This is a genomic window from Planococcus sp. BI3 (assembly GCF_056680115.1).
Window position 1 is genome coordinate 1,207,900 of sequence record NZ_CM155266.1, and the last position, 23,294, is coordinate 1,231,193.

At 46.9% G+C, this 23,294-nt stretch carries 18 protein-coding genes and 1 other annotated feature; of the genes, 6 read left to right on the top strand and 12 right to left on the bottom strand.

Annotation, left to right across the window (positions count from 1 at the left end; genetic code table 11):
- The 7 genes from AC1MEO_RS06105 to ezrA form a co-directional block, all read right to left on the bottom strand.
- Complete coding sequence (locus AC1MEO_RS06105) at positions 1-579, bottom strand: RDD family protein (RefSeq protein WP_480335040.1); 579 nt, start codon at positions 577-579, stop codon at positions 1-3.
- 12 nt (positions 580-591) lie between these two features.
- Positions 592-1,605: a signal peptide peptidase SppA gene (gene sppA, locus AC1MEO_RS06110; RefSeq protein WP_480335041.1), complete on the bottom strand. Its 1,014-nt coding sequence runs from the start codon at positions 1,603-1,605 to the stop codon at positions 592-594.
- A gap of 75 nt (positions 1,606-1,680) precedes the next feature.
- Positions 1,681-2,598, bottom strand: a complete 918-nt coding sequence (gene rarD / locus AC1MEO_RS06115; protein WP_480335042.1) for an EamA family transporter RarD — start codon at positions 2,596-2,598, stop codon at positions 1,681-1,683.
- Positions 2,599-2,820: 222 nt separating this feature from the next.
- The gene (mbcS, locus tag AC1MEO_RS06120; RefSeq protein WP_480335044.1) at positions 2,821-4,395 is read right to left on the bottom strand and encodes an acyl-CoA synthetase MbcS; all 1,575 of its coding nucleotides are present in this window, start codon (positions 4,393-4,395) and stop codon (positions 2,821-2,823) included.
- A 742-nt stretch (positions 4,396-5,137) separates the two neighbouring features.
- Positions 5,138-6,340 carry a tRNA uracil 4-sulfurtransferase ThiI gene (thiI, locus tag AC1MEO_RS06125; protein WP_480335046.1) on the bottom strand — a complete coding sequence of 401 codons (1,203 nt, stop codon included), beginning with the start codon at positions 6,338-6,340 and terminating at the stop codon, positions 5,138-5,140.
- Positions 6,341-6,346: 6 nt separating this feature from the next.
- Positions 6,347-7,450 (bottom strand): cysteine desulfurase family protein, encoded by a 1,104-nt coding sequence (locus AC1MEO_RS06130; RefSeq protein ID WP_480335047.1) that lies wholly within the window; start codon positions 7,448-7,450, stop codon positions 6,347-6,349.
- A gap of 63 nt (positions 7,451-7,513) precedes the next feature.
- The gene (gene ezrA / locus AC1MEO_RS06135) at positions 7,514-9,217 is read right to left on the bottom strand and encodes a septation ring formation regulator EzrA (RefSeq protein WP_480335049.1); all 1,704 of its coding nucleotides are present in this window, start codon (positions 9,215-9,217) and stop codon (positions 7,514-7,516) included.
- Positions 9,218-9,371: 154 nt separating this feature from the next.
- On the opposite strand from ezrA, the gene hisJ reads away from it, so the two are divergent.
- Together hisJ and AC1MEO_RS06145 are read left to right on the top strand one after the other, a co-directional pair.
- Positions 9,372-10,172 (top strand): histidinol-phosphatase HisJ, encoded by an 801-nt coding sequence (hisJ, locus tag AC1MEO_RS06140; protein ID WP_480335050.1) that lies wholly within the window; start codon positions 9,372-9,374, stop codon positions 10,170-10,172.
- Positions 10,173-10,297: 125 nt separating this feature from the next.
- Complete coding sequence (locus AC1MEO_RS06145) at positions 10,298-10,777, top strand: GAF domain-containing protein (RefSeq protein WP_480335052.1); 480 nt, start codon at positions 10,298-10,300, stop codon at positions 10,775-10,777.
- A 69-nt stretch (positions 10,778-10,846) separates the two neighbouring features.
- On the opposite strand, the gene megL is transcribed toward AC1MEO_RS06145, so the two are convergent.
- Positions 10,847-12,055, bottom strand: a complete 1,209-nt coding sequence (gene megL, locus AC1MEO_RS06150) for a methionine gamma-lyase (RefSeq protein WP_480335054.1) — start codon at positions 12,053-12,055, stop codon at positions 10,847-10,849.
- A gap of 329 nt (positions 12,056-12,384) precedes the next feature.
- Here megL and rpsD point away from each other — a divergent pair, with 329 nt between their 5' ends.
- Entirely contained in the window at positions 12,385-12,987 is a 603-nt protein-coding gene (gene rpsD / locus AC1MEO_RS06155; protein WP_480335055.1) for a 30S ribosomal protein S4, read from the top strand.
- A 257-nt stretch (positions 12,988-13,244) separates the two neighbouring features.
- On the opposite strand, the gene AC1MEO_RS06160 is transcribed toward rpsD, so the two are convergent.
- The gene (locus AC1MEO_RS06160) at positions 13,245-14,087 is read right to left on the bottom strand and encodes an STAS domain-containing protein (protein WP_480335057.1); all 843 of its coding nucleotides are present in this window, start codon (positions 14,085-14,087) and stop codon (positions 13,245-13,247) included.
- Positions 14,088-14,424: 337 nt separating this feature from the next.
- On the opposite strand from AC1MEO_RS06160, the gene AC1MEO_RS06165 reads away from it, so the two are divergent.
- A complete protein-coding gene (locus AC1MEO_RS06165; protein ID WP_480335058.1) occupies positions 14,425-15,231 on the top strand; it encodes a cobalamin-binding protein in 807 nt (268 codons plus the stop codon).
- Positions 15,232-15,329: 98 nt separating this feature from the next.
- Here AC1MEO_RS06165 and AC1MEO_RS06170 read toward each other — a convergent pair whose 3' ends face one another.
- Both AC1MEO_RS06170 and tyrS read right to left on the bottom strand, forming a co-directional pair.
- Positions 15,330-15,911 (bottom strand): general stress protein, encoded by a 582-nt coding sequence (locus AC1MEO_RS06170; protein WP_480335059.1) that lies wholly within the window; start codon positions 15,909-15,911, stop codon positions 15,330-15,332.
- A 154-nt stretch (positions 15,912-16,065) separates the two neighbouring features.
- A complete protein-coding gene (gene tyrS / locus AC1MEO_RS06175) occupies positions 16,066-17,331 on the bottom strand; it encodes a tyrosine--tRNA ligase (protein ID WP_480335060.1) in 1,266 nt (421 codons plus the stop codon).
- A 75-nt stretch (positions 17,332-17,406) separates the two neighbouring features.
- Positions 17,407-17,595 (bottom strand) — a binding site (T-box leader).
- 104 nt (positions 17,596-17,699) lie between these two features.
- On the opposite strand from tyrS, the gene AC1MEO_RS06180 reads away from it, so the two are divergent.
- Positions 17,700-20,660, top strand: coding sequence for a transglycosylase domain-containing protein (locus AC1MEO_RS06180; protein ID WP_480335062.1), 2,961 nt, complete (start codon positions 17,700-17,702; stop codon positions 20,658-20,660).
- A gap of 95 nt (positions 20,661-20,755) precedes the next feature.
- Here the strand turns inward: AC1MEO_RS06180 and acsA are convergent, their stop codons facing one another.
- Entirely contained in the window at positions 20,756-22,474 is a 1,719-nt protein-coding gene (gene acsA / locus AC1MEO_RS06185; protein ID WP_480335063.1) for an acetate--CoA ligase, read from the bottom strand.
- A gap of 168 nt (positions 22,475-22,642) precedes the next feature.
- Between acsA and AC1MEO_RS06190 the strand changes: the two genes are divergently transcribed.
- Positions 22,643-23,275, top strand: a complete 633-nt coding sequence (locus tag AC1MEO_RS06190) for a GNAT family N-acetyltransferase (RefSeq protein WP_480335064.1) — start codon at positions 22,643-22,645, stop codon at positions 23,273-23,275.
- Positions 23,276-23,294: the final 19 nt, after the last annotated feature.

Below are 23,294 nucleotides of genomic sequence, written 5' to 3' on the forward strand. Positions count from 1 at the left end.
CTAAAACGCTCTAGTCTCATGCAACTCAGACCCTTCAGCGCCTTTCTTTTTCACCAGCTTGTTTTTTCTGAAAGATTCTTCATGGACCACTGTTGTATCCGCGATGTAATCATGGACACCTTGTTTTAACGGGGTAAACCCGACAATCCAATACAACGGCCAAATGGTCACTGAAAGGAATCGTCCGATCCATTCACGGAACAGGAGCGTCACCCATGTTAAATTATCCGATTTCAAGGATACGACACGGATGCCCATGATCATTTTTCCGACAGTCTGCATGAAGAATTTGGTCATCAGTATGAAATAACCATAGAAGACGACAGCTGACAGGATGGCATATGGCGCATACCAGGGAATATTGCTTGTTTCCAGTCCTAGCAGCGCGAATACCGGCTTGATTAAAATCGTTGTAAGTGCCGCAATGACCAGGAGATCAATCAAGTAAGCCCAGAACCGCACCCAAAATCCGGCCGGTTTCCGTTCGTAAATGAGAATTTCCTCGTAGCTCGGTGTTTCGGGACGATGTGGTGCGACTTGCACTTCTGCTGCTGTTTCATTCGTTTCGTGGTCTGTCATCATGGTCCCTCCTTATTTATCACCGTATAAATACATCATACGCGGAGAACTGTATTCCGTAAGCATTTTCGTAATCATCTGAGTTTCCATGTCATTGCCGAAGAACGAACCTACTTTCATCGATAACAGGGAGCCCCATCCTTCTGAAGCGCCGTACTGGAATACTTCTGCATTGCCAAGATCAAAATCGGCCTTTACCTGTTCGATGACATCTTCTTCAAAGCCGAAATCATCCGCCAAATTTGCTTCGACAGCTTGGCGCCCATTCATAATGCGCCCATCTGCAATTGCTCTGACTTCAGCTTCAGTCATGCCTCTGCCTTCTTCGATTACATCAACAAATGACTCATATGAATCATCCAGCATTTCTTGAAGCAACACACGCTCATCGTCTGTCATCTCGCGTGTTGGACTCATGATGTCCTTGTAAGGACCGGATTTGATGGTGACAAAATCCACACCATAGCGTTCTGCCAGCTCGCCATAATTGACGCTCTGCATGATGACCCCGATTGAACCGGTCAAGGTTTCTTCGTTAACAAAAATCTTGTCTGCCGGTGCAGCAATATAATAGCCGCCTGATGCAGCCATTGCTCCCATCGAAACATAAAACGGCTTTTCTGTTTCTTCCTGGATTTCAGTGATCTTGTCGTAAATCTCAGCCGACTCCACCACTCCGCCACCCGGTGAATTTACCGTAAGCACGACGGCTTTAACCGTAGAATCCTCTTTGATATTCTCCAATTGTTCCATGAAGAACGTATGATTATAACCGGCTGTTCCAAACAAAGGGGATGCCTCTCCAGTATCCTGGATGGCTCCGTCTACATTCAAAACTGCTACGCGGTTATCAAAATCTCCATCTTCGATCACAACTTCCGAGATGCTGGATTCAGTAGTCGCAATCAATTCATCGACACTTTCTCCAAATCCGCTTTGAAGAAAAGTGAACGCTGAGTTGATGACCAATGAAATTCCCAATACGGCTGCAGCCACTACTAATGCGATCCATCGTTTTGTATTCATTTGTGAAATTCCCTCCTTGGTTTCTACCTCTTACTATACGGGATACAGTGGTAAATGTTTCATTGGAAAAGGAATTTAAACTGAAATTTTCCGATTCGCTTTTCGAATGCCTCGAGCTTCCAGAAATTTCGAGGAAGTAAATAGGATCAACGCACTCCAAATCAGCGAGAAGGAAATCATATCCACAGCATCGAAAGCCTCTCCATAAATGAAAACCCCGATCAATAGCATTAACGACGGCGCGATGTATTGGAGAAATCCGATCATGTACAGCGGGATTAATGGAGCGCCGATGGCAAACAGCAACAAGGGCAAAGCTGTGACCAATCCACTGGCGATCAGCAGAATATCTGTCGTCAGCCCCGTCTGCAAAAAGGCCACCCGATCGATCGACATCAAATAGACATAGTAGGCAATCGCAATCGGGAAGACGAACAGCGTCTCTATCGCCAACCCCCGCAAGGCATCTAATTTTATGGTTTTCTTGATCAACCCGTAAAAAGCGAAACTGAAAGCCATTCCGAGAGCGAGCCAAGGCAAAGAGCCGAATGAGAGGGTTAAGATCAGCACACCGGTTGCAGCCAAAAGAAAGGCGACTTTAATCGCTGGCGACAATTTCTCCTTCAGAAATAGGGCACCCAACAGCATGGAAATCAACGGGTTGATGTAATAGCCCAGGCTGGTTTCGACAATTCGGTCATTGGAAACCGCATAAACGTACAGAAACCAGTTGGCCGAAATCAGGAACGATGCCAGCATCAATAAGAAGAATTTTTTCTTGGATGCCCACAGCATTTTCAGGTCCAGCCAAAGCTGGCGGCCGCCATTCAATAGAAGAATAAATCCGAGCGTCATCAAGAACGACCAAATAATCCGGCCTGCCAGGATTTCATCGGCCGGAACATGGTCGATCTGCTTCCAGAAAATCGGCATGAATCCCCATAATGTATACGTTAAAATAATGACCAAAACACCTTTTTTAGAATCCGTCACTCTGCATCGCGCACCAATCTCATTATATTTTGTATTTCGAAATAATAGTCTAATTATAAGCTGGCCTCATGCCGAATGTAAATAAAGACAAACTCCCATCATTAAAGGAATCTGTCTCGTGTATAAATGAAAGACTCCAAAAAAAAGAGCCGGTCCTTGAACCGCACCGCTCTTGCCAATAGATCCTGACAAAAAAAGATGCAGTTCATTTTCCGGCTGTTGTTATTTCTTCACATTTTCCTGTTGGCGCAACTCGACACGACGGATCTTTCCGGATGCTGTTTTCGGCAATTCCGTGCGAAAATCGATGGCCCGCGGGTATTTGTAGGGTGCGGTCAATTCTTTTACGTAATCCTGCAGCTCTTTCACCAACTCGTCTGAAGCTGTATGGTCCTCTACCAGCACCACAAAGGCTTTGACGATGGTGCCGCGGATTTCATCCGGTGCACCGATGACCGCACATTCCTGGACAGCCGGATGCTTGATCAGCGCATCCTCCACTTCGAACGGCCCGATTGTGTAGCCGGACGAAATGATGATGTCATCACCGCGCCCTTCAAACCAGAAGAATCCGTCATCGTCCGTCGACGCCTTATCGCCGGTTACATAATAGTCACCCCGGAACTGCATGCTGGTGCGTTCCGGATCTTTGAAGTATTCCTTAAATAATGCCGGCGTTTCCACATGGACGGCAATGTCTCCGACTTCGCCGGCAGGGCATGGCTGGCCGAAATCATCGATGATTTCCACACGGTTGCCGGGTGTCGGTTTCCCCATGGAGCCGATGCGGGATTCCATCCCTTTCATCACACCGACCAGCAAGGTGTTTTCCGTTTGGCCATAGCCATCCCGGACTTCCAGATTGAAGTTTTCTTTAAAGACGTTGATCACTTCTGCATTGAGCGGTTCTCCGGCAGACACAGCACTATGTAAAGCCGATAAGTCATATTTCGCCAAATCTTTTTGCTTCGCCATCAAACGGTATTCTGTCGGCGTGCAGCACAGCACATTGATCTTGCGTGTCTCGAGCAATTCCAGGTAAACGGCCGGATCGAATTTGCCGTTGTAGACAAAGCCGGTAGCTCCGCTTCCCAACGTTGCCAAAAACGGACTCCAAATCCATTTCTGCCAACCTGGACTCGCTGTAGCCCACACAATATCCCCTTCCTTCGCGCCAAGCCAATGTTCAGCGGATGTGCGAAGATGCGCATACGCCCAGCCATGGCTATGGACAGCGCCTTTCGGGTTGCCGGTGGTTCCTGACGTGTAGGACAGGAACGCCATATCGTCTTTTTTTGTCGGTGCTGCTATGTATTCAGTAGACGCTGTTTTCATTTCATCCAAAAGAGAAATCCAGCTTTGATCAGATTGGCCGATGACAAACTTGACGACATTGTCCATTTCCTTGACGCCTTCAAATTGATCCATGAACGGTTCATAAGCGATAACCGCTTTGGCATCGCTGTGCTTCAAGCGGTAAGCAATGTCTTTCGCACGGAGCATTTCAGAGCTTGGTATGACCGCTAACCCGGCCTTCAATGCGCCAATATAAGCAACATACGCCTCAATCAAACGCGGCACCATCACCAGCACCACATCGCCTTTCACCAGTCCCGCTTTTTCAAAGCTATTCGCCGCGCGATTTGCCCGTTGCATCAATTCATCATATGTAAGCTGCTGCTTTTCGCCTTTATCATTTTCCCAGAGGATGGCCAGTTTGCCGTCCCCCTTGGCGTATCGCTCAATTTCCTCCACCAGATTATACGAATCCGGCGCTATCAATTCTTCTCGTCTCATGGTGATTCCCCCCCTGTAGATGATGTAAATATTATACTCCTATCATTATACAGGGAATTTTTAAGTATTCATACTATTTCATATAGTTGGACTATAAGGGTAGAGCAGAGACAAAGAAACGAACTCGCTCCAGGCGGGCGCTTTCGGGCATCTTCTCCATTTGTATATTGATTTTTCCCGCAAGTTTCTAGACCATACAGAGAAGCAAGACGTTGAGCTAGCCCCATCCATTCTCTCCGGTAGAAACTTGAACGGGTGAGGTAAGGACCCCAACTCTTCATCTAGAAATATGAAACCCATCTGCAAACTCAGATGCTCCCAGCTAAGGCGCGTGCACCATCGCTGCTGAACGATTCCAGAACAGCTCTCCCCTTATCTCCTCCACAAAAATAAGGAAGCTTTTTCTCACCCACCCACTTAGCTGAGCTGCGTTACCGGAGTTGGTGGAGCAATAAGACTGGCGTGCCTGGCTTATTGCGGGAACCCGCTCCAAAGCAGCCGAAGCGGCTTATATAGCCCGTCTATAATTGCCACTGTTCAAAGCAAAAGCGCGTGAAATTGCAGAAGATTCCTTGGTGAGGTGCGGTCTTTGGTGTCTGAGGTGCGGAAAATGGTCCGCGAGGTGCGGTTTTACCCGTTTGAGGTGCGGAAAATGGCCCGCGAGGTGCGGTTATCGCCATTTGAGGTGCGTTCGCAATAAAATCAACAAAAAAAGAGCCGCCCATGATAGGCGGCTCAACACTTACAATAGATCTTCAAATTGGTTTACTTTGACGCGCGGAAACTTGATGACTTCACGCTCAGCTACCGCTTCTTCGATCAACTCATCGAATGATACGAAGTTTTCATAGTACTCCACTTTCTCAAGCTTCGGTTTGGTCTTCGGATTAGCAGGCGTAAAGATGGTGCAGCAATCTTCGAACGGGCGGATGGAAATATCATAAGTTCCGATCTGCTGGGCGGTATCGATGATTTCCAGTTTATCCGTCGCAATCAACGGACGCAGAACCGGTGTATTGGTCACAGCGTTGATGGCCTGCAGGCTCTCCAATGTCTGGCTGGCAACCTGCCCGAGGCTTTCCCCCGTAATGATGGCCCGGCAATTGGTCTCAGCCAGCACCAAATCAGCGACGCGCATCATCATTCGGCGTGTGGATGTCATGGTGATATTATCCGGCACCTGCTTATGCACTTCCTGTTGAAGCTGGGTGAACGGAATGATGTGCAGATTGACGGACGAGCCGAACTGCGACAGCTTTTCAGCCAAATCAAATACCTTTTCTTTGGCACGCTCATTGGTGAACGGCGGGCTGAAGAAATGGATCAATTCTAGCCGGACGCCGCGTTTTAGCATATGGTAGCCGGCAACCGGACTGTCCAAGCCGCCTGACAGCATCAACAGGGCCTTTCCTCCCGCTCCTACCGGCAAACCGCCTGCGCCTTGAATGACTTCCGCCATCATATAGACCGCTTCTTCACGCACTTCCACCTTCAAGTCGATTTCCGGATCTTTCATCTGGACTTTCAAGTCCGGAAAAATCCGCAGCACGTGGGAACTGAGTTCTTTCATGATTTCCGGTTTTTCATGCGGAAACTCCTTGAATGGCCGTTTCACGGATACCTTGAAACTTTTGTCGGTATCCTGGATTTTGGCGATTACGGCTACGGCTGTCCGCTTCATGGCTTCCAGATCCAATTCGCAAGCAGTCACCGGACTGAATGATTGAATGCCGAATACATTCGGCAAACGGTCAATCACCTGTGCCAGTTCCTGTTCATCGTCTGAAGTGATGAACATCCGGTCGCGTTCCGCTTTGATATGGAGATGCTCCAAATCGGAGAAAGTCTGTCTGACATTGTCGCGCAGCCGTCCGATAAATGAACTCCGGTTTTTCCCTTTTGTTGATAATTCTCCGTAACGAACGAGAATTTGATTGGTTTTCATATCAGGTTAAACTCCTTTAATTATGCGGTATACCCGCTGAAATGCGCTTTGCAGCGCGATGATGTCCTGTTCGGTGGTAAAAGCGCCAAAACTGATGCGCATGACGCCGTCTTTGAATTCACGCGGCAGACCGATCGCCTGAATCACATGGCTCGTTTCCTGGCTTTTGGATGAACAGGCGCTTGACGTGGAGACGATGACGGACTCTTTTTGCAGACCGGACACAAGAATTTCTCCTTTTATCCCTTTAACTGCGACCGCCAGGATATGTGGAGACGCTCCGGCGGGACTAATAATTTTCACGCCATTGAATCCCGAAAAAAACTGGCGCAGGTTTTGATTCCATTGCACATGCAGTGGATTTGGCGCTGCCAGTCGTAAGGCTTTCGCCAACGCGACTGCATTCGGAACAGAGACAGTGCCACTGCGGAGGCCTGATTCCTGGCCACCCCCGTATTGAATCGCCTGCAATTCAACGCCGGAATATGCCAATAGCCCGCTGCCCTTCAAACCATGGATTTTATGGGCTGATACGGACAATAAATCAGGTATACTGGCTGGATCGAACTCGAGTTTGCCGATGCTTTGGACAGCATCTACATGAAAGAAGATGCGCCGTTTTTTCAGCAGACGCGCTATTTCTGATATGGGGTGAATGGTGCCGATTTCATTATTGACGTGCATTAAGGACACTAGAATCGTATCGCTTCGCAATGAATCTTTCAACTCATCCCTATTGATTTCACCAAAATGGCCAACAGGCAGACGTGTCACTTCAAAACCTTGCTGCTCCAATTCAGCGAGGCAGTTCAATACAGAAGGATGTTCCGTTACAGCTGTCACAATATGCTTGCCCCGGTGCTGATAGCTTCGGGCGGTGCCCATTAATGCCAGGTTGTTTGCTTCAGTGCCGCCGGAAGTAAAGACGATTTTCTCCATATGCAACAGCTCTTTTAATTGGCTGCGTGCTGTTTCCAACAGATCTTCTGCTTGATTTCCCGGTGCATGCAACGATGAAGGGTTGGCATAAAACTGCTCATTAACTTTTAAAAAAGCATCAAGCACTTCTTTTTTCGGACGTGTTGTCGCGCTGTTATCCAGGTAAATCATTTTTCCGCCTCCGAAAAGAAAACCACCAGCTCTTGTTCGCTGGTGGTTTTACATTTTGTTTTTCTAGATGTTCCAAGCATCTTCTTTAACCAGCACTTCGATGCGTTTCATCGAACCAGGTTCAAAGTTTTCGACCGCAGTTGCCGCTTCTTCCAATGCTTTGGTGTAACGAAGCTGGCGGAATGATTCTTCCGCTTCTCCCAGCTTGGCATCCAATTGCAGATTGGACTTGCGGTACCGGTTGCCGTATTGGATGATGCGCTCAATCAACAGCACATTCTCAACCATTTCGATTGCTTTGGCATGAACCTCATCAATGCTTTTTTCAGCTTGCTCTAAATAATTATCGACCAGCTTAATGTTCAAAGGCACTTCACGCAAAGTTTGCATGGTAACGAAAAGGTGTTCTTCGGCTTCTTCCAGGCGTACGTCCATATCTTCCGGGATGCCTGGGATATTCGCTTTATGCAAAATGCGATCAGTTTCCTGAAGTTTGCGTTTCAGCTGTTCCACTTTAGCGCGCGCACTGTTTTCTTCGATGCGCAGGCTCTTCAATGCCGTCATGAAATCATGTTGCGTAGAATCGACAATCGACAGATCCTCACGAATATGAACCAATTCTTCCTGAAGGCTTGAGTACGCTGATTGGTCCTCTTCCAGACGTGAACGGAGCAGGTCATAGCGTTTCGCTAATTGCTCCATCTTCTCCATACAAGACTTTGGAATGGCCGCTTCGCTTTCGCTGATTTTATAGCTATGCTGAACGTATCGGCATTCTTCATCCATTTCCTGTGTATCACGTGCTACAACTTCCAAATGGCGTTCTGTATCCATGCGGAATTCATCGATGTAATGTTTTGCTTCCACTTCTTTTTCCAGAAGCTCATAGAACGAATCAATCCGGTCTTTTATTTTTTCCACCGCGATTTTCGTTTGTACAATTTCCAATAGTGCGATGTTCTCTTTCAGCACTTCCAACTCTTCTTCAATTTCATCCAGTTGAAGCGTCAATTCCAAATGCCCCAGGTAATAGGACTGTTCTTCCATTTCGCTCTTGCCTTGACGCAATTCAGCAATATAAGAAGGGATTTTTGTTTGGACATCCGCCAGCAACGGCGGGATATCATCAACCAGCAAAAATGCTTCTTCGCCTTCAGTTGACAGGCTAATGACGATTTCACGGGCTTTAAGGTAATTGCCTTCGCCGGTCAATTTTTCATATTCATCGAATAATGGAATGAATGATTCGAGTTTTTTCTCGAGTGGTGCAGCTGCGGCACCGTAGGAATACTGATGAGCCAACAGATTTTTGCGTGCGCGGCGGTATTTCTCCTGAATGAGGTCGATTTCGCTGCGGTTTTTTTCTTCGCTGCCGATCAATTCTTCCAATTCTACCAGGATGCTGTTCATTTGTTGATCCACCGTATCGATCTTGATTTCAGTTTCCTGTTCAAGCTTTGTCGCTTTGTTGAATCTGAACCGGTTAATCGCTTCTTCAGCATCATATAATGAAGCATCAATTTTCGGAATATGCACATCCATAATTTCAGTCCATACGTTGCGCCAGCGTTCAAACATTTCTTCCGTCTGGCCGTTCATGTTCAATTGTTTCACTTTTGTCAGTTCTTCAAGTATCGGTTTATTTTGTATTTGCAGTTTTAACTGTTCCAAGCGCTCAATTTCAGCCAGATGTTTTTTGCGAAACATAAAGCCGATGATCATTATCGCTAATAGAATGATGACCGCAATGATGATATACTCCATCATAAGTCACATAGCCCCCTGTTCCAAAATCACATTACCAATTATACGTAAATGTATTCATGATTCTTTTATTTTAACATGTATTCTACTCTTTTGTTTGCCAAATTAGAAGAAAAGCGATTATATTTTTTATTAGACAGAAAAGAGGATGTTTTAGATGAAACGAGATGGTCACATTCATACACATTTTTGTCCTCACGGGACAAAAGACTCAACTGAACTTTATATTGAAAAAGCGATTAAGTCCGGGTTTACGGATATTTCTTTCACGGAACATGCACCGTTGCCAATCGGCTTTATAGACCCGACACCTGACAAGGACAGCGGAATGCGCCTGGAGCAGTTGGCACCTTATGTGGATGAAGTTACCCGCTTGAAGAATGTTTATAAAAAAGATATCCAGATCCGCTTAGGGTTGGAAGTGGATTTTATTGCAGGATATGAACAAAAAACCCAGGCCTTTTTAAATGAAGTCGGACCCAGTCTGGACGACGCCATTTTATCCGTCCATTTTCTCCAAGTAGACGGCCGGTATTTTTGTGCCGACTACAGCAAAGCCGTGTTTACGGAACTGGCTGCTGCATGCGGTTCTGTCGAGTCCGCCTATCAACTTTATTACGATACTGTGGAAGCGTCCATCCAGGCAGACATTGGGCCATTCAAGCCCAAACGAATTGGCCATCCGACCTTGATCCACAAATTCCAATTGGCACATGGCGAAAAAATCGATGACAGCGCACAGATTCGGCATATCCTCCAATTAATGAAGAAAGCCGGCTGCGAGCTCGATGTCAACGGCGCTGGATTCTCAAAACCCGATTGCTTAGAAGCCTACCCGCCGCTCCCTTTTATCGAATATGCCAAATCACTTGGCATCCCGCTGGTCTTCGGATCCGATGCCCATAGTGTCAATGGCTTGCATAAGCATTACGAGAAAATTTATACTTATCTAAGTTGAATCGATTATCTTAGTAAATTGGATTTATCCATTTCCGGTAGATCCACCACCCATGAACTTCCGTTTAAAGAAGCAGATGGCTTTTAAACGTACTACAAACCCAAAACGAAATGAGGTCATTATTCATGTTTGCACAAACAAATTACAGCGGCAGCAGCTTAGAACAATACACCCTGCTTTCAAAGCAATTGGATGCTTTATTGGAAGGTGAAAACAACAGCATCGCTAACCTGAGCAACGCTTCGGCATTGCTCAACCAATTTCTGGAGCGCACCAACTGGGTCGGCTTTTATTTGATGGAGAATGGCGAACTTGTGCTGGGTCCTTTCCAGGGTATTCCGGCCTGCGTCCGGATTCCAGTCGGCAAAGGCGTCTGCGGCACAGCAGTTTCCGACAAAAAGACCATGCGGATCGAAGACGTCCAGGCATTTCCAGGGCATATCGCCTGTGATGCAGCGTCCCGCTCTGAAATCGTCATTCCACTCATGAAAGAAGACCAGGTGATCGGTGTCCTCGATATCGACAGCCCGGAGCTAAACCGCTTTACAGAAGAAGACCAGCAAGGCCTGGAACTTTTCACTGAAGTTTTAATGAAGCATCTTTAAGAACAAGCCAAGACCCTGAACTCGATTGTCGAGTTCAGGGTCTTTTTTTAGAAGGCATGAAGGTTTCTTTTAAATTTCCTGAAGCTTTGGCTTCACTCTTTCAAATGCCTTGCCCAGATCCTCGATCAAGTCATCCGGATGCTCAAGCCCGACCGATAGCCGCAATAAAGAATCGCTGATGCCCATCGCCAGCCTTCTTTCAGGCGGCACAACCGCATGCGTCATCGATGCCGGATGCTGGATCAAGGTCTCTGCGTCACCCAGGCTGACCGCAATTTTAATAAGTGACAGCGCATTCAGGAAAGCTTGTGCTTCTTTTTTGCCGCCTTCGATTTCAAAGGAAATCAAGCCGCCTCCCTGCCGCATCTGCCGTTTGGCGATGCTAACCTGCGGATGCTGTTCGTCGAAAGGGTAATATATTTTCTTCACTAGTTCCTGCTGCTTCAAAAAAGCCAATACTTTTTTGGCATTTGCTACATGCCGATCCATCCGTACAGGCAAGGTTTTCATTCCTCTCAGCAACAGCCAGGCGTCAAACGGCGACATGATGCCGCCGACATCTTTTTGCACCGTCATCCGGATATGCTGCATTTCATCCGCATCACGCCCCACCAAAATTCCGCCGACCACATCCCCATGGCCATTCAGGTATTTGGTGGCACTGTGCAAAACAAAATCCGCTCCCATCCGCAACGGATTTTGCAGATATGGCGAACTGAAGGTATTGTCGACCACCACCCGGAGATTGCGCCTTCTCGCTACCGCCATCACTGCCTCCAAATCAACAAGTTCCATCGTCGGATTGATCGGCGTTTCCACATAGATGCAGACAGTTTCCGGCCGGATCGCCTGTTCCACTTGCTGCTCGGTCGTCATGGACACCAAGTCATGCGTGATCCCGTATTTTTCTTCCATGATTTCAAGCAAGCCGAACGTACAGCCATAAATCCCCCTCGAACAAAGAACATGATCGCCCGCTTTGGTCAAATAAATCAGAATGGCACTGACAGCGGCCATCCCCGAACCGAAAGCGAGCGCTCCCTCGCCCCCTTCGATTTCCGTCATCCGTTCCTCCAGTACGCGGACCGTCGGATTGCCGAGCCGTGAGTAGATATTGCCTTCACTGATTCCCGCAAACCGGTCCTCCCCCTGTTCCGCATTTGCAAAAGAATACGTAGAAGTCTGGTAAAGCGGAGTCACCAGGCTGTCGTGATGCTTGGAGCTGTCATAGCCTTTGTGGATAACCGCCGTCTCAATATTCATTTCTTTTTTCTTCATAAAATCCCACCCCTTAGCTGAAATAGAAAGCGCTTACATGTTACCTTGATTTCATTCTACCTTGAACAATATAAAAATGGAAGCCGGTGCTTCAGACTATTCCCCGGCTCTCGGTTGACTTAAGAGTCCAAAATCGGTTATACTATGCTTTGTGTAAAATAATCGCAGCAGTTGTATGTGCGTGTTCGTCCATTTTATTCCTCATTGTAGGTGTATCGTGTAACTCTTTGGCTGCTGAGCGAAGGTACAAGAATATAAAATGGCTTGCAGCATGAATGCATCTGGTTTTTATTTTACTCTAAAAACCAAAAACAGAGGAGGAGACTTATATGTCTCGTTATACAGGTCCAGCATGGAAATTATCACGCCGTTTGGGAATTTCCCTTTCAGGTACAGGTAAAGAATTAGAAAAACGCCCTTACGCACCAGGTCAACACGGTGCTAACCAACGCAGAAAAGTTTCTGAATATGGTTTGCAACTACAAGAAAAACAAAAACTACGCTTCATGTACGGAGTTACTGAACGTCAGTTCAAAACTTTGTTCAACAAAGCTGGCAAAATGACTGGTAAGCACGGTGAAAACTTCATGATCCTTCTTGAAGCTCGCCTTGATAACGTTGTTTATCGTTTAGGCCTTGCGCGCACTCGTCGCCAAGCTCGCCAAATCGTAAACCACGGCCACATCCTTGTTGATGGCAAACGCGTTGACATTCCGTCATTCAGCGTGAAACCAGGACAAACAATTGCTTTCCGTGAAAAATCAAACAACCTTGATGTAGTAAACGAAGCAATCGAAGTAAGCAACTTCGTTCCTGAATACGTAACTATCGATACTGATAGCAAAACAGGAACATTCGTACGCCTTCCAGAGCGCAGCGAATTGTCTGCTGAAATCAACGAACAGTTGATCGTTGAGTACTACTCACGTTAATTGAAAAATTGCGTAAACGGTAGTATCGGAAACCTCCGAAACCTTGTTAATTCAATGGTTTCGGGGGTTTTTTTGTTTTTTCCGGATCTTTCTCATCCCCCTGTCCAGGAGGGGTTTTTCGCTTCTGCAAACAAACTCTTTATTCCGCAAACAACGTGACTTATTCCGCAAACAAACTAACGAATTGTGCAAACAACACCCAAAATGGATAAAAAAATCCCCGGAGCCGCCGAAGGCTCTGGGGATTTTCACTGTATTCAAACTAAATGGACCCTGTTTTGCTTCAATGCTTGAGCGAGCGTATTGTAGACTTCAATATCAATAAACTTAATGCCTAATTGTACAGCCGTTTGAGCGATGACAGGGCTGATTCCTGATAAAGCTACCTGCACTCCGATGATTTCCAAGCCTTTGATCAGCTGAAACACTTGCTGGGCAACCATCGTATCGATGAGCGGAACACCGGATAAATCAATGAACAGTTTTTCCAAATCGTGTTTGGAGCTTTGCGCTAATGCTTTTTCAAACATGATTTCTGCACGGTGCGGCGTGATTTCGCCGATCAATGGAAGCATGCCGGTCTTTTTGGCTAAAAGAATAACAGGTGCACTCATTTCCACAATCATCTGCTGCTGGGAATTCATGCGCTTTTCTGCTGCTTTAGAATTCTTATCGGTAAACTCTACGATGATTTTGCTGATGGTTTGGACGATTGCCGCTGTCCATTCCATCAACTTTTCCGTGCTTACCTGCTCTTTATGGCTTAAAGCATAAGCTCCAATTTCCTCGAGGTATTGCTGCTGTGTACGAAAAAATTCACCGATGACTTCTACAATCGGTGTATCCAAGTGCGCATCGTCTTTTGCAATCGTTTCTATCCATTCCTGAAAATCAACTGCAAAATCAGGATTTTCTTTTTCGAACATGGCACAAAATCGAAGATGAAATTCGTGATTTTGTTTTTTCAGCAAAGCCACTTTCTCGGGATCAGTCGAAGCGTAGACTCCCGCTTTGCTTTTGTCCAATGAGCTGTACCATTCTTCAGTCATTTCCCAGGTCCGTTTGCTTAAGTGCTCAAATAAGTCTTGGTCTTTCAACATTCAACGGCTATTGCATCAAATCGACAGAAGACTTTGACATGAAATTCTGCTGTCCTATTCTGCAATAGCTTCACCCCGCTCTCACTTATAATTTCACTCTACTTACATTCCAAGTTACAGTAAGATCAATTTTCTTTACTTGCCGTGCTTAACTATTTTTTTCAAATCAAACATTCGACACCCCACTCTCCTCTCCAGTCAATAAAACCTGACAGAAAGTGGAGGTAAGTTGTTCAAATTATCTTCTTCATCATACTTTGTTTGTACAATTTCATCAATTAGGAAGAATTTTTTTCGGGGACCATGGTAAACTAGTGAAAAATGGAGGTGGAGCTGGATGCGAATTATTTCAATTTGCCCAAGCAATACGGAATTGCTGGCATTTTTAGATGCCGAACATCTGCTGGTCGGCATCGATGATTATTCTGACTGGCCTAAAGAAATCACGGCATTGCCGCGGCTGGGGCCTGACCTGTCTATCCGAATGGATGAACTGGAGGCATTGGAACCTGATTTGGTTTTGGCCTCATTGAGTGTTCCAGGCATGGAAAAGAACGTCGATGAATTGATTCGAAGAAAGATCCCCCATCTAGTATTGGATCCCCAAACATTGGAGGAAATCGGACAGGATCTGCTGAAGGTGGCTGATGCCTGTGGAATAGACGCCAGAACTGTCCATGCTGAATACCTGGCCAGCATCGAAGACATCAAATCACGGGGACAACAAGCAGCAAGCCGTCCTTCCCTTTACTGGGAATGGTGGCCAAAGCCTGTTTTTACTCCCGGCAACATCAATTGGCTGACCGAAATCAGCCGCATGGCCGGTGCCCGCAACCTGTTTGACGGCACCGATTCCGCCAATATCCAAACAGATTGGGCCGATGTACTCGAGCGCGAGCCCGATTACATTTTGCTCGCTTGGGTTGGTGTCCTGGCATCAAAAGTCAAACCGGAACTAGTCAAAAAACGTCCCGGATGGAAGGAACTGAAAGCCATCGACCACATCCACGTCATGGAGGAAGAACTGTATTGCCGCCCTTCCCCAAGACTGATCGAAGGCGCCATCCGACTAGGGAAACTGATTCACCCTGAGGAATTTGATGACATGGAACTGCCGCGCTTCATTAAAGAAAAACAGCATTGAATATAAAGGCGATTGAGATGGGCGGCAACCACTGTCCGATCAATAACCAATCAAAAAGCCATCCGAAACTAGGATGGCTTTTCTTTTTCCGCTTCTTTTTACAAACCGGCTTGCCCTCTGCGGCTGCCGCGCAACGGATCATTATCGAGGTCACTTTGCCCGCCTCTTATCGTCGTCGTGTTGTCATTTCCAATGAGCGGATCCCGTTCCCCTATGAATGTATCGCGGTCATTGCGGTCAGGTATCGAACTGTTGTCATCCTCGACCAGCACCAATATTTTTCCTTCATTAAAATGCGTTTCATACCGTTCCGCTTCATCGTCCGGTATTCCCATGCCGATGAGCGCACCGGCAAGTCCGCCTACACCCGCGCCGGCAACAGCACCCGTCAATCCGGCTGCTATCGGACCCGCTGCAACAATTGGGCCGATTCCTGGAATGGCCAAGGCACCGATCCCAGCAAGTACCCCGCCGAGGCCGCCCAACACTCCACCAGTCGCTGCCCCCGCCGCTGCGCCTTCTCCCGCCTGTGTTCCCGTCTCTTCAGCCACGGCTTCAGTTTCCCGCTTATCTTTACTCAATACCGAGATGTCTTCACTGCTGTACCCTTCCCGCTGCAGTTCTTCGATTGCGCGGATTGCTTGGTTTTCTGTTTCGTAAGAGCCAACTACTCTTGACATTGCTAACGCCTCCTTGAAGTTTTAGTAAAGTCAATCGTCGTTCATTCCTCATGTTACCCGCTGGCTTTTCGGATAAACCTGGATTTTGCATTTTCCAGCTGAATAGAAAAAACAGGACAGCCCGGAAAATCCGGCTGTCCTGTTTAGAGGCTTGTTACTGAAATTGGACCATATGGTATTTCTTTTTGCCGCGGCGAATGATGGCAAATGCATCTTCCATCCGGTCTTTTTCGTCGACTATATATTCCAGGTCGACCACTTTTTCACCATTTACAGAAATTGCGCCATTCGTAACATCTTCACGCGCCTGTCGTTTCGAAGAAGAAATTCCAGCTTCCACGATCAGGTCAACGATGGATTTGTTTTCTTTCGCCATTTCCACAGATGGTACGTCCTTGAATGCGGCTTTCATCTCTTCAGCAGACAAAGCTTTCAAGTCCCCGCTGAACAAGGCTTTTGTGATGCGCTGTGCGTCTGCAAGTGCCTCTTCGCCGTGGATCAATTTGGTCATTTCCTCGGCCAGTGTCTTTTGCGCTTTGCGCAGGTGTGCTTCTGTCTCCACAGCAACTTCCAACGCTTCAATATCTTCACGGCTGATGAATGTGAAGATCTTCAAGTACTTGATGACATCCGCGTCCGCTGCGTTGATCCAGAACTGGTAAAATTCATAAGGCGTCGTTTTTTTCGGATCCAGCCAAACAGCGCCTCCGGCAGATTTGCCGAACTTCGTCCCATCCGCTTTAGTGACAAGCGGAATGGTGATGCCGAATGCTTTTGCTTGCTCGTCATGCGTTTTGCGGATCATTTCAAGGCCTGAAGTGATATTGCCCCATTGGTCAGATCCGCCAATCTGGATGCGGCAGTTGTGCTCGTTGTATAGATGGTTAAAGTCGATTGCCTGGATCAATGTGTAGGAAAACTCGGTAAACGAGATGCCGGTCTCCAACCGTGAAGCCACTGAATCTTTAGCCAGCATGTAGTTGACTGAAATCAGTTTGCCGTAATCGCGCAGGAATTCGATGACGCTCATCTTGCCGATCCAGTCGCGGTTATTGACCATCTTCGCCCCGTTCTCCGATTGGAAATCAAAAATCTGTTCCATCTGGACTTTGATCCCTTCAACATTGCGGTCGATTTGCTCAGTCGTCTGCAGCTGGCGTTCTTCGTTCCGGCCTGAAGGATCGCCGATCATGCCGGTCGCTCCCCCAACCAATAAAATTGGCTGGTGGCCATGCATCTGAAAGCGGCGCAGCGTCAATAACGGAACAATATGCCCGATATGCATGCTGTCGGCAGTCGGGTCCACTCCGCAATACAAAGAAATTTTCTGTTCGTCCAGCAATTTCTCCATGCCTTCCTCATCGGTCTGCTGGTATAAAAGCCCTCGCCATTGTAGATCTTGAATCAATTCATTCGCCATTGTAATTCCTCCTTAGATTTTAAAACGATGGGAGCGATAAAAAACCACATAAAAAGGCCCTGCATGAAAAATTCATGCAGGGACGCAATTGCGCGGTACCACCCAGCTTGGAGAATTTCTTCTCCCTCTCATCATGTGCCGAACGGGGCACTTCCGTAAACTCCAGGTCTGTAATTCGACTCATGCATTTTGACCGATTTGCACCACCCACCGGCTCTCTAAACAAAATTGCACGCTCTACTTCGGACCCTTCAACGTTTTAATATGAAATATACTAGTAGTTTACGTTATTATGCGACATTGTCAATAAGTTTAGGTGCAGTTATGAGAATATGATATAATATAATGGATTTTAGGAGGGCGATAACGTGCGTAATAAATTAAGAAATTGGATAAACAAAGCCGAAGAAACAACCGATAGATGGACCTCGACAAAGTGGTTCAAGCGTCTGAGCATCACATCAGGAGTCATATGGAATCTTGCATTGATCCTGGCGATTCTCCTGGTGACTGGCGGAGTTTTCGCCGCATCTGTCGGGGCCGGCTATTTTGCTTCGCTGGTGGATGAAGAAAAGCTTCGGACTCCCGATGAAATGCGCGGGGAAATCTACAGCTATGAAGAAACTTCCGAAATGTTTTTCGATAATGAGGTCTATATCGGAAAAATTCAGACAGATCTGGAACGGAAAGAGACCTCACTTGATAAAATCTCCGATGTAGCCATCGATGCCGTCCTTGCAACCGAGGATGAATACTTCATGGAACACGAAGGAATTGTACCGAAAGCCATTCTTCGAGGACTGCTGCAGGATGTCTCGAACTCCGACAGCCAAACAGGCGGATCCACGCTGACCCAGCAATTGATCAAGAATCAGATCTTGACCAACGAAGTTTCCTATGAACGAAAAGCAAAAGAGATCCTGCTTGCCATGCGCCTTGAAAAATTCATGACAAAGGACGAAATCATGGAAGCGTATCTCAACATCATCCCTTACGGCAGAAACTATACCGGTGCTAATATCGCTGGGATTGAAACTGCGGCCGACGGTATATTCAATATTTCAGCGAGTGAATTGAATCTGCCACAGGCAGCATTTATCGCCGGAATTCCAAAAGCACCGTTCCGCTACACACCTTACACTTCAACTGGTGAGCCGAAAGAGGCCGAAGGGCTGCAACCCGGAGTCGACCGGATGAAAACAGTTTTGTATCGGATGAAAGAAACCGAGTACATTACTGAAGAAGAATACAACGAAGCCCTTGCCTATGACATCGTAAAGGATTTTCGTAAAAAAGAGAATCGTGCACGCGAAAACAACAAGTTTGTATCCGTAGAAGTCGAAAAACGGGCGGCTCGGATCATTATGGATGTTCTTGCTGAAAATGACGGAATCGATCCGAAAACCCTTGAAGAAAATGATAAGCTTTATGAGGAATACGCCATCCTTGCCGATCGGGCGGTCCGATCGAACGGTTACCGCATCCACTCGACCATCAATAAAGATCTATACGATGCACACGAGGAAGCAAAAGATGCCTACACCCGCTACGGCACCACATTAACCGTTCCATCAACCAACGAAGACGGCGAAGAAGAAATGAAAGAACTTCCCGTTCAGGTCGGAAGCATGATGATTGAAAATAAAACTGGACGGATTTTAAGTTTTGTAGGTGGCCGTGACCACGAAATAGAAGAATTGAACCATGCGACTCAAGCATACCGTTCAATCGGCTCGACCGTAAAACCTTTACTCGTTTACGGACCAGCCATTGAATTTGGAACCATCGGTGCTGGAAGTCCCGTTGTCGATGTGCAGTTCACCTTAAATGACAACGGCAAACCTTGGACGCCGGCCAACTTCATCGCTTCAAGTGAACAAGGCGTTATGCCGGCACGCGATGCATTGGCACAGTCACAGAACTTGCCTGCCCTTCGCCTGTTCGGCCAAATCAGAGAAAAAATGCCGATCAATTACTTGATCAATGCCGGCTTCTCGCAAGTTGAAGAAAAAGAAAATTTCTATCCTTCAACTGCCTTGGGCGGCGGAATCGAAGGCTCTGTCGAAGAGCTTACCAGTGGATACGCCACTATTGCGAACGGCGGCAAAAGAATCGAACCTTATATGATCCAACGCATTGAAGATGCGGATGGCAATATTGTTTTTGAACACGAAACCGAAGAACAGGAAATCTACACACCGCAAACGGCCTACGTTCTGACAGACATGCTGCGGGATGTCTTTAAAACAGATAGAGGAACAGCCAACCGTGCCAATGATATGCTGAATTTCAGCGCTGATTTTGCCGGTAAAACAGGGACTACACAAGAAACAAGAGATGTTTGGCTGGTCGGATATAACCCGAACATCACAATGGGCCTATGGCTTGGATATGATCGTGAAAAGTATTCACTTGATAATTTCCAAAATGTCAATTTGCCTCCATCACTCCGTGTTAATCAGTTGTGGGCGAGCCTGATGAATTCGACTTACCAAACTTCACCTGATTTGATCGGAGCCAACGAAACATTCAAAGCTCCGGAAGGCGTCGTAACACGTTCGTTCTGCAGCATTTCAGGTCTTGCACCAGGCGGCGCCTGTTCAGCAGCCGGCCTCGTGGCATCTGATTTATTCAATGCCGATGCTATGGTTCCGACAAAAGCGGATGACAGTTTAACAAGTGGTTCGTTCACCACTATCAACGGAAAACGTTATGCCGCTTTGTCCAACACACCGAGTGAATTCACTTCAGGCGGAGGAATCTCGGTTTCACAAAAATACATTGATCGCATGATGGCACCATTCGGTGGAGACGCCGGCAAACTGTTCCCTGGCAACTCCAGATTCTCTTCAGTTGCATCAGGCGCAAGCTTCAAAGCCGACAGTGTTGCTCCTGGAGGTGTTGGAGCTTCCATCAGCGGCAATACGATCACTTGGACCAATTCCGGTTCAAATGATGTCGTCGGATACCGTGTTTACAAAAACGATTCCCGTGTCGCTTCCATCTCAGAAGCGAGCAGCAATTCGTATTCAGCCTCTGGTGCTGGAAGTTATACGGTAGTGGCAGTGGATATCACAGGCAAGCAATCAGCTGCTTCAAATAGTGTCAGCATTGCTGCACCGAAGCCAAAACCTGCACCGGAACCAAAGCCAGAACCGGAACCAACTCCACCCCCTGAAGAAAAGGAACCAGAACCGGAAGTTGAAACGCCGCCAGCAGAAGAGGAGGAAGCACCTCCTGAAGAAGAACCAGAAGAGCCGGTTGAAGAAGAACCAGCTCCGGAAGAACCAGAAGAGCCAGAAGAGCCTGCTGAAGAAGACGCAGCTTAACAGAAAAAGCCCGATTCGCGCAACCTGCGAATCGGGCTTTCTCGTTCATCTAAAAGAGCAACAGGCAAGATCTCGCCTGTTGCTCTTTTAGTATGTCAATCTTCCATTGTAGACAAGTCACCTGTCGGCAAGTCCAACTCCCAGGCTTTCAGCACACGGCGCATAATCTTACCGCTCCGTGTTTTCGGAAGTTTGTCTTTAAATTCTATTTCACGTGGAGCTGAATGCGCAGCCAATCCTTTTTTAACGAATTGGCGGATGTCCTCTTTTAATTCATCGGAAGGCTCATAGCCATCAACCAAAGCGACAAACGCTTTGATGATTTCACCACGGACCGGATCGGGTTTGCCGATGACCCCTGCTTCCGCAATCGCTGGATGTTCCAGCAGCTTGCTTTCCACTTCGAACGGCCCGACACGCTCACCTGAAGTCATGATGACGTCATCCACACGTCCCTGGAACCAGAAATAACCTTCTTCGTCCATATAGGCGGAATCTCCTGAAACATACCATTTGTCTTTCAGGAAATAAGAGTCGTATTTCGCTGGATTGTTCCAGATTTGGCGCATCATCGCTGGCCAGCCTTTTTCAATCGCCAAATTGCCCATTTGGTTAGGCGGCAATTCATTGCCCTGATCATCCACGATGGCGACTTTGATGCCTGGTACCGGTTTGCCCATCGATCCCGGCTTGATATCCATGGAAGGATAATTACAGATGGTCTGTGCACCCGTCTCTGTCATCCACCATGTATCATGGATGCGTTTGTCGAATACCTTCACTCCCCATTTGACTACTTCAGGATTTAACGGTTCACCCACTGACAACACATGGCGCAGCGTTGATAAATCGTATTCTTCCACCAATGCATCTCCCGCTCCCATAAGCATTCGGAATGCAGTCGGTGCGCTGTACCAGACCGTCACGCCAAAATCTTCAATGGCTTTATACCAGCCTTCCGGAGAGAACCGGCCACCTAAAATAACTGTCGTAATACCGTTCAGCCAGGGCGAGAACACCCCATATGCCGTTCCTGTCACCCAACCTGGATCCGCCGTACACCAGTAGATATCGGTTTCGTTAAAGTCCAATACCCATTTCCCAGTCTGGTATTGCTGCACCATCGCATATTGGGCATGCAGGACGCCTTTCGGCTTACCCGTGGAACCGGATGTATAATGAAGAACCAGTCCGTCCTCTTTATCCAGCCATTCAACGTCGAATTTATCCGACCTGGTTGGCAAATGTTTCAGCACATCAATATGCCCTTCCTTATCATCAACGTCAGCCCCAACAAGGAAAATCGTTTCCAGCTTTGGCAAACGGTCATAAGGAACGCGCTCCAACAGCTCAGGCGTCGTGATGATCGATTTGGCTTCGCTGTCGTCCAATCGGTCGTAGATGGCGCCTTCCATAAATGCTTCAAACAAGGGTCCCACAATAAGGCCCATTTTTAATGCCCCGAACATCAGGAAATACAATTCCGGAGAACGTGGCATGAAAATAAAGAGCCGATCTCCTTTTTCCAATGTCGAATTCTCTTTCAACAAATTGGCTGCCCGGTTAGTCATGCGCTTCATCTCATAGAATGTATATGACTCATTTCTGTTTTGGTCTTTATAATAGAGAGCAACTTTATTTTTTCGGTTGGAATCAGCGTGGCGGTCAATCGCTTCATGAGCCATATTCACTTTTCCGCTTTCATACCAACTAAATTCCTTCTCGACTTCAGCCCAATCGAAATTCGCAGCCGTCTCTTCATAGTTATGTAATTGATGTTCCCCTGCTCTTGCTGGCAACGCTTCCACTTTCATAATCATCACCCTTTCGTATTGGTTATCTTATATTCTACAACATTGTGACAATTGAAAGCGAACTTTTTTGACTTTTTAGAAAATAGTGCATATTTCACCAGAATTTTTCCAAATCCCATTCCAGTTCATGTATAATGTAGCTAATTGTATCCTACAGGCGGTGAAATGATGGAACATAAAAAGACATACAACTCCATGGAACTGGAAACCAAACATGGTCTCCTGATCATTGAAGGTCCTATTCCTGGAAAAGAATTAAACAAACTCGATTTCCATGAAGACCTGGTTGCTTTCAGGCCACCTGCTCAACAGCATAAAGCCATTGTGGAAATTGCTGATTTGCCGGAAGGGCGAATTCTCATCGCCCGCGAAGAGAATATGATTGTCGGTTATGTCACCTTCCTATACCCCGATCCCTTGGAGCGCTGGTCAGAAGGGAACATGGAAAACCTGATCGAACTTGGGGCGATTGAAGTCATCCCAAAATACAGAGGCAGCGGTGTCGGGAAATCCCTATTGAAAATCTCGATGGAGGATGACGCTTTTGAAGATTTCATTGTCATTACGACCGAGTATTACTGGCATTGGGATTTGAAAGGGACAGGGTTGAATGTCTGGGAATACCGAAAGATCATGGAGAAGATGATGCAGGCTGGCGGACTGGAATATTATGCCACCGATGATCCGGAAATCAGTTCCCATCCAGCCAATTGCCTCATGGCTAAAATCGGCAGCCGGGTCGATCCCGAATCGATCCAAAAATTCGATCAGCTGCGATTCATGAATCGCTATATGTATTGATTTAATATAAAAGGGGTGT

Excerpts from the sequence above, each read along its gene's own strand:
- AC1MEO_RS06105 (WP_480335040.1), bottom strand. The coding sequence starts at position 579 with ATGACAGACCACGAAACGAATGAAACAGCAGCAGAAGTGCAAGTCGCA.
- sppA (WP_480335041.1), bottom strand. The coding sequence starts at position 1,605 with ATGAATACAAAACGATGGATCGCATTAGTAGTGGCTGCAGCCGTATTG.
- mbcS (WP_480335044.1), bottom strand. The coding sequence starts at position 4,395 with ATGAGACGAGAAGAATTGATAGCGCCGGATTCGTATAATCTGGTGGAG.
- thiI (WP_480335046.1), bottom strand. The coding sequence starts at position 6,340 with ATGAAAACCAATCAAATTCTCGTTCGTTACGGAGAATTATCAACAAAA.
- AC1MEO_RS06130 (WP_480335047.1), bottom strand. The coding sequence starts at position 7,450 with ATGATTTACCTGGATAACAGCGCGACAACACGTCCGAAAAAAGAAGTG.
- ezrA (WP_480335049.1), bottom strand. The coding sequence starts at position 9,217 with ATGATGGAGTATATCATCATTGCGGTCATCATTCTATTAGCGATAATG.
- hisJ (WP_480335050.1), top strand. The coding sequence starts at position 9,372 with ATGAAACGAGATGGTCACATTCATACACATTTTTGTCCTCACGGGACA.
- AC1MEO_RS06145 (WP_480335052.1), top strand. The coding sequence starts at position 10,298 with ATGTTTGCACAAACAAATTACAGCGGCAGCAGCTTAGAACAATACACC.
- megL (WP_480335054.1), bottom strand. The coding sequence starts at position 12,055 with ATGAAGAAAAAAGAAATGAATATTGAGACGGCGGTTATCCACAAAGGC.
- rpsD (WP_480335055.1), top strand. The coding sequence starts at position 12,385 with ATGTCTCGTTATACAGGTCCAGCATGGAAATTATCACGCCGTTTGGGA.
- AC1MEO_RS06160 (WP_480335057.1), bottom strand. The coding sequence starts at position 14,087 with ATGTTGAAAGACCAAGACTTATTTGAGCACTTAAGCAAACGGACCTGG.
- AC1MEO_RS06165 (WP_480335058.1), top strand. The coding sequence starts at position 14,425 with ATGCGAATTATTTCAATTTGCCCAAGCAATACGGAATTGCTGGCATTT.
- AC1MEO_RS06170 (WP_480335059.1), bottom strand. The coding sequence starts at position 15,911 with ATGTCAAGAGTAGTTGGCTCTTACGAAACAGAAAACCAAGCAATCCGC.
- tyrS (WP_480335060.1), bottom strand. The coding sequence starts at position 17,331 with ATGGCGAATGAATTGATTCAAGATCTACAATGGCGAGGGCTTTTATAC.
- acsA (WP_480335063.1), bottom strand. The coding sequence starts at position 22,474 with ATGAAAGTGGAAGCGTTGCCAGCAAGAGCAGGGGAACATCAATTACAT.
- AC1MEO_RS06190 (WP_480335064.1), top strand. The coding sequence starts at position 22,643 with ATGGAACATAAAAAGACATACAACTCCATGGAACTGGAAACCAAACAT.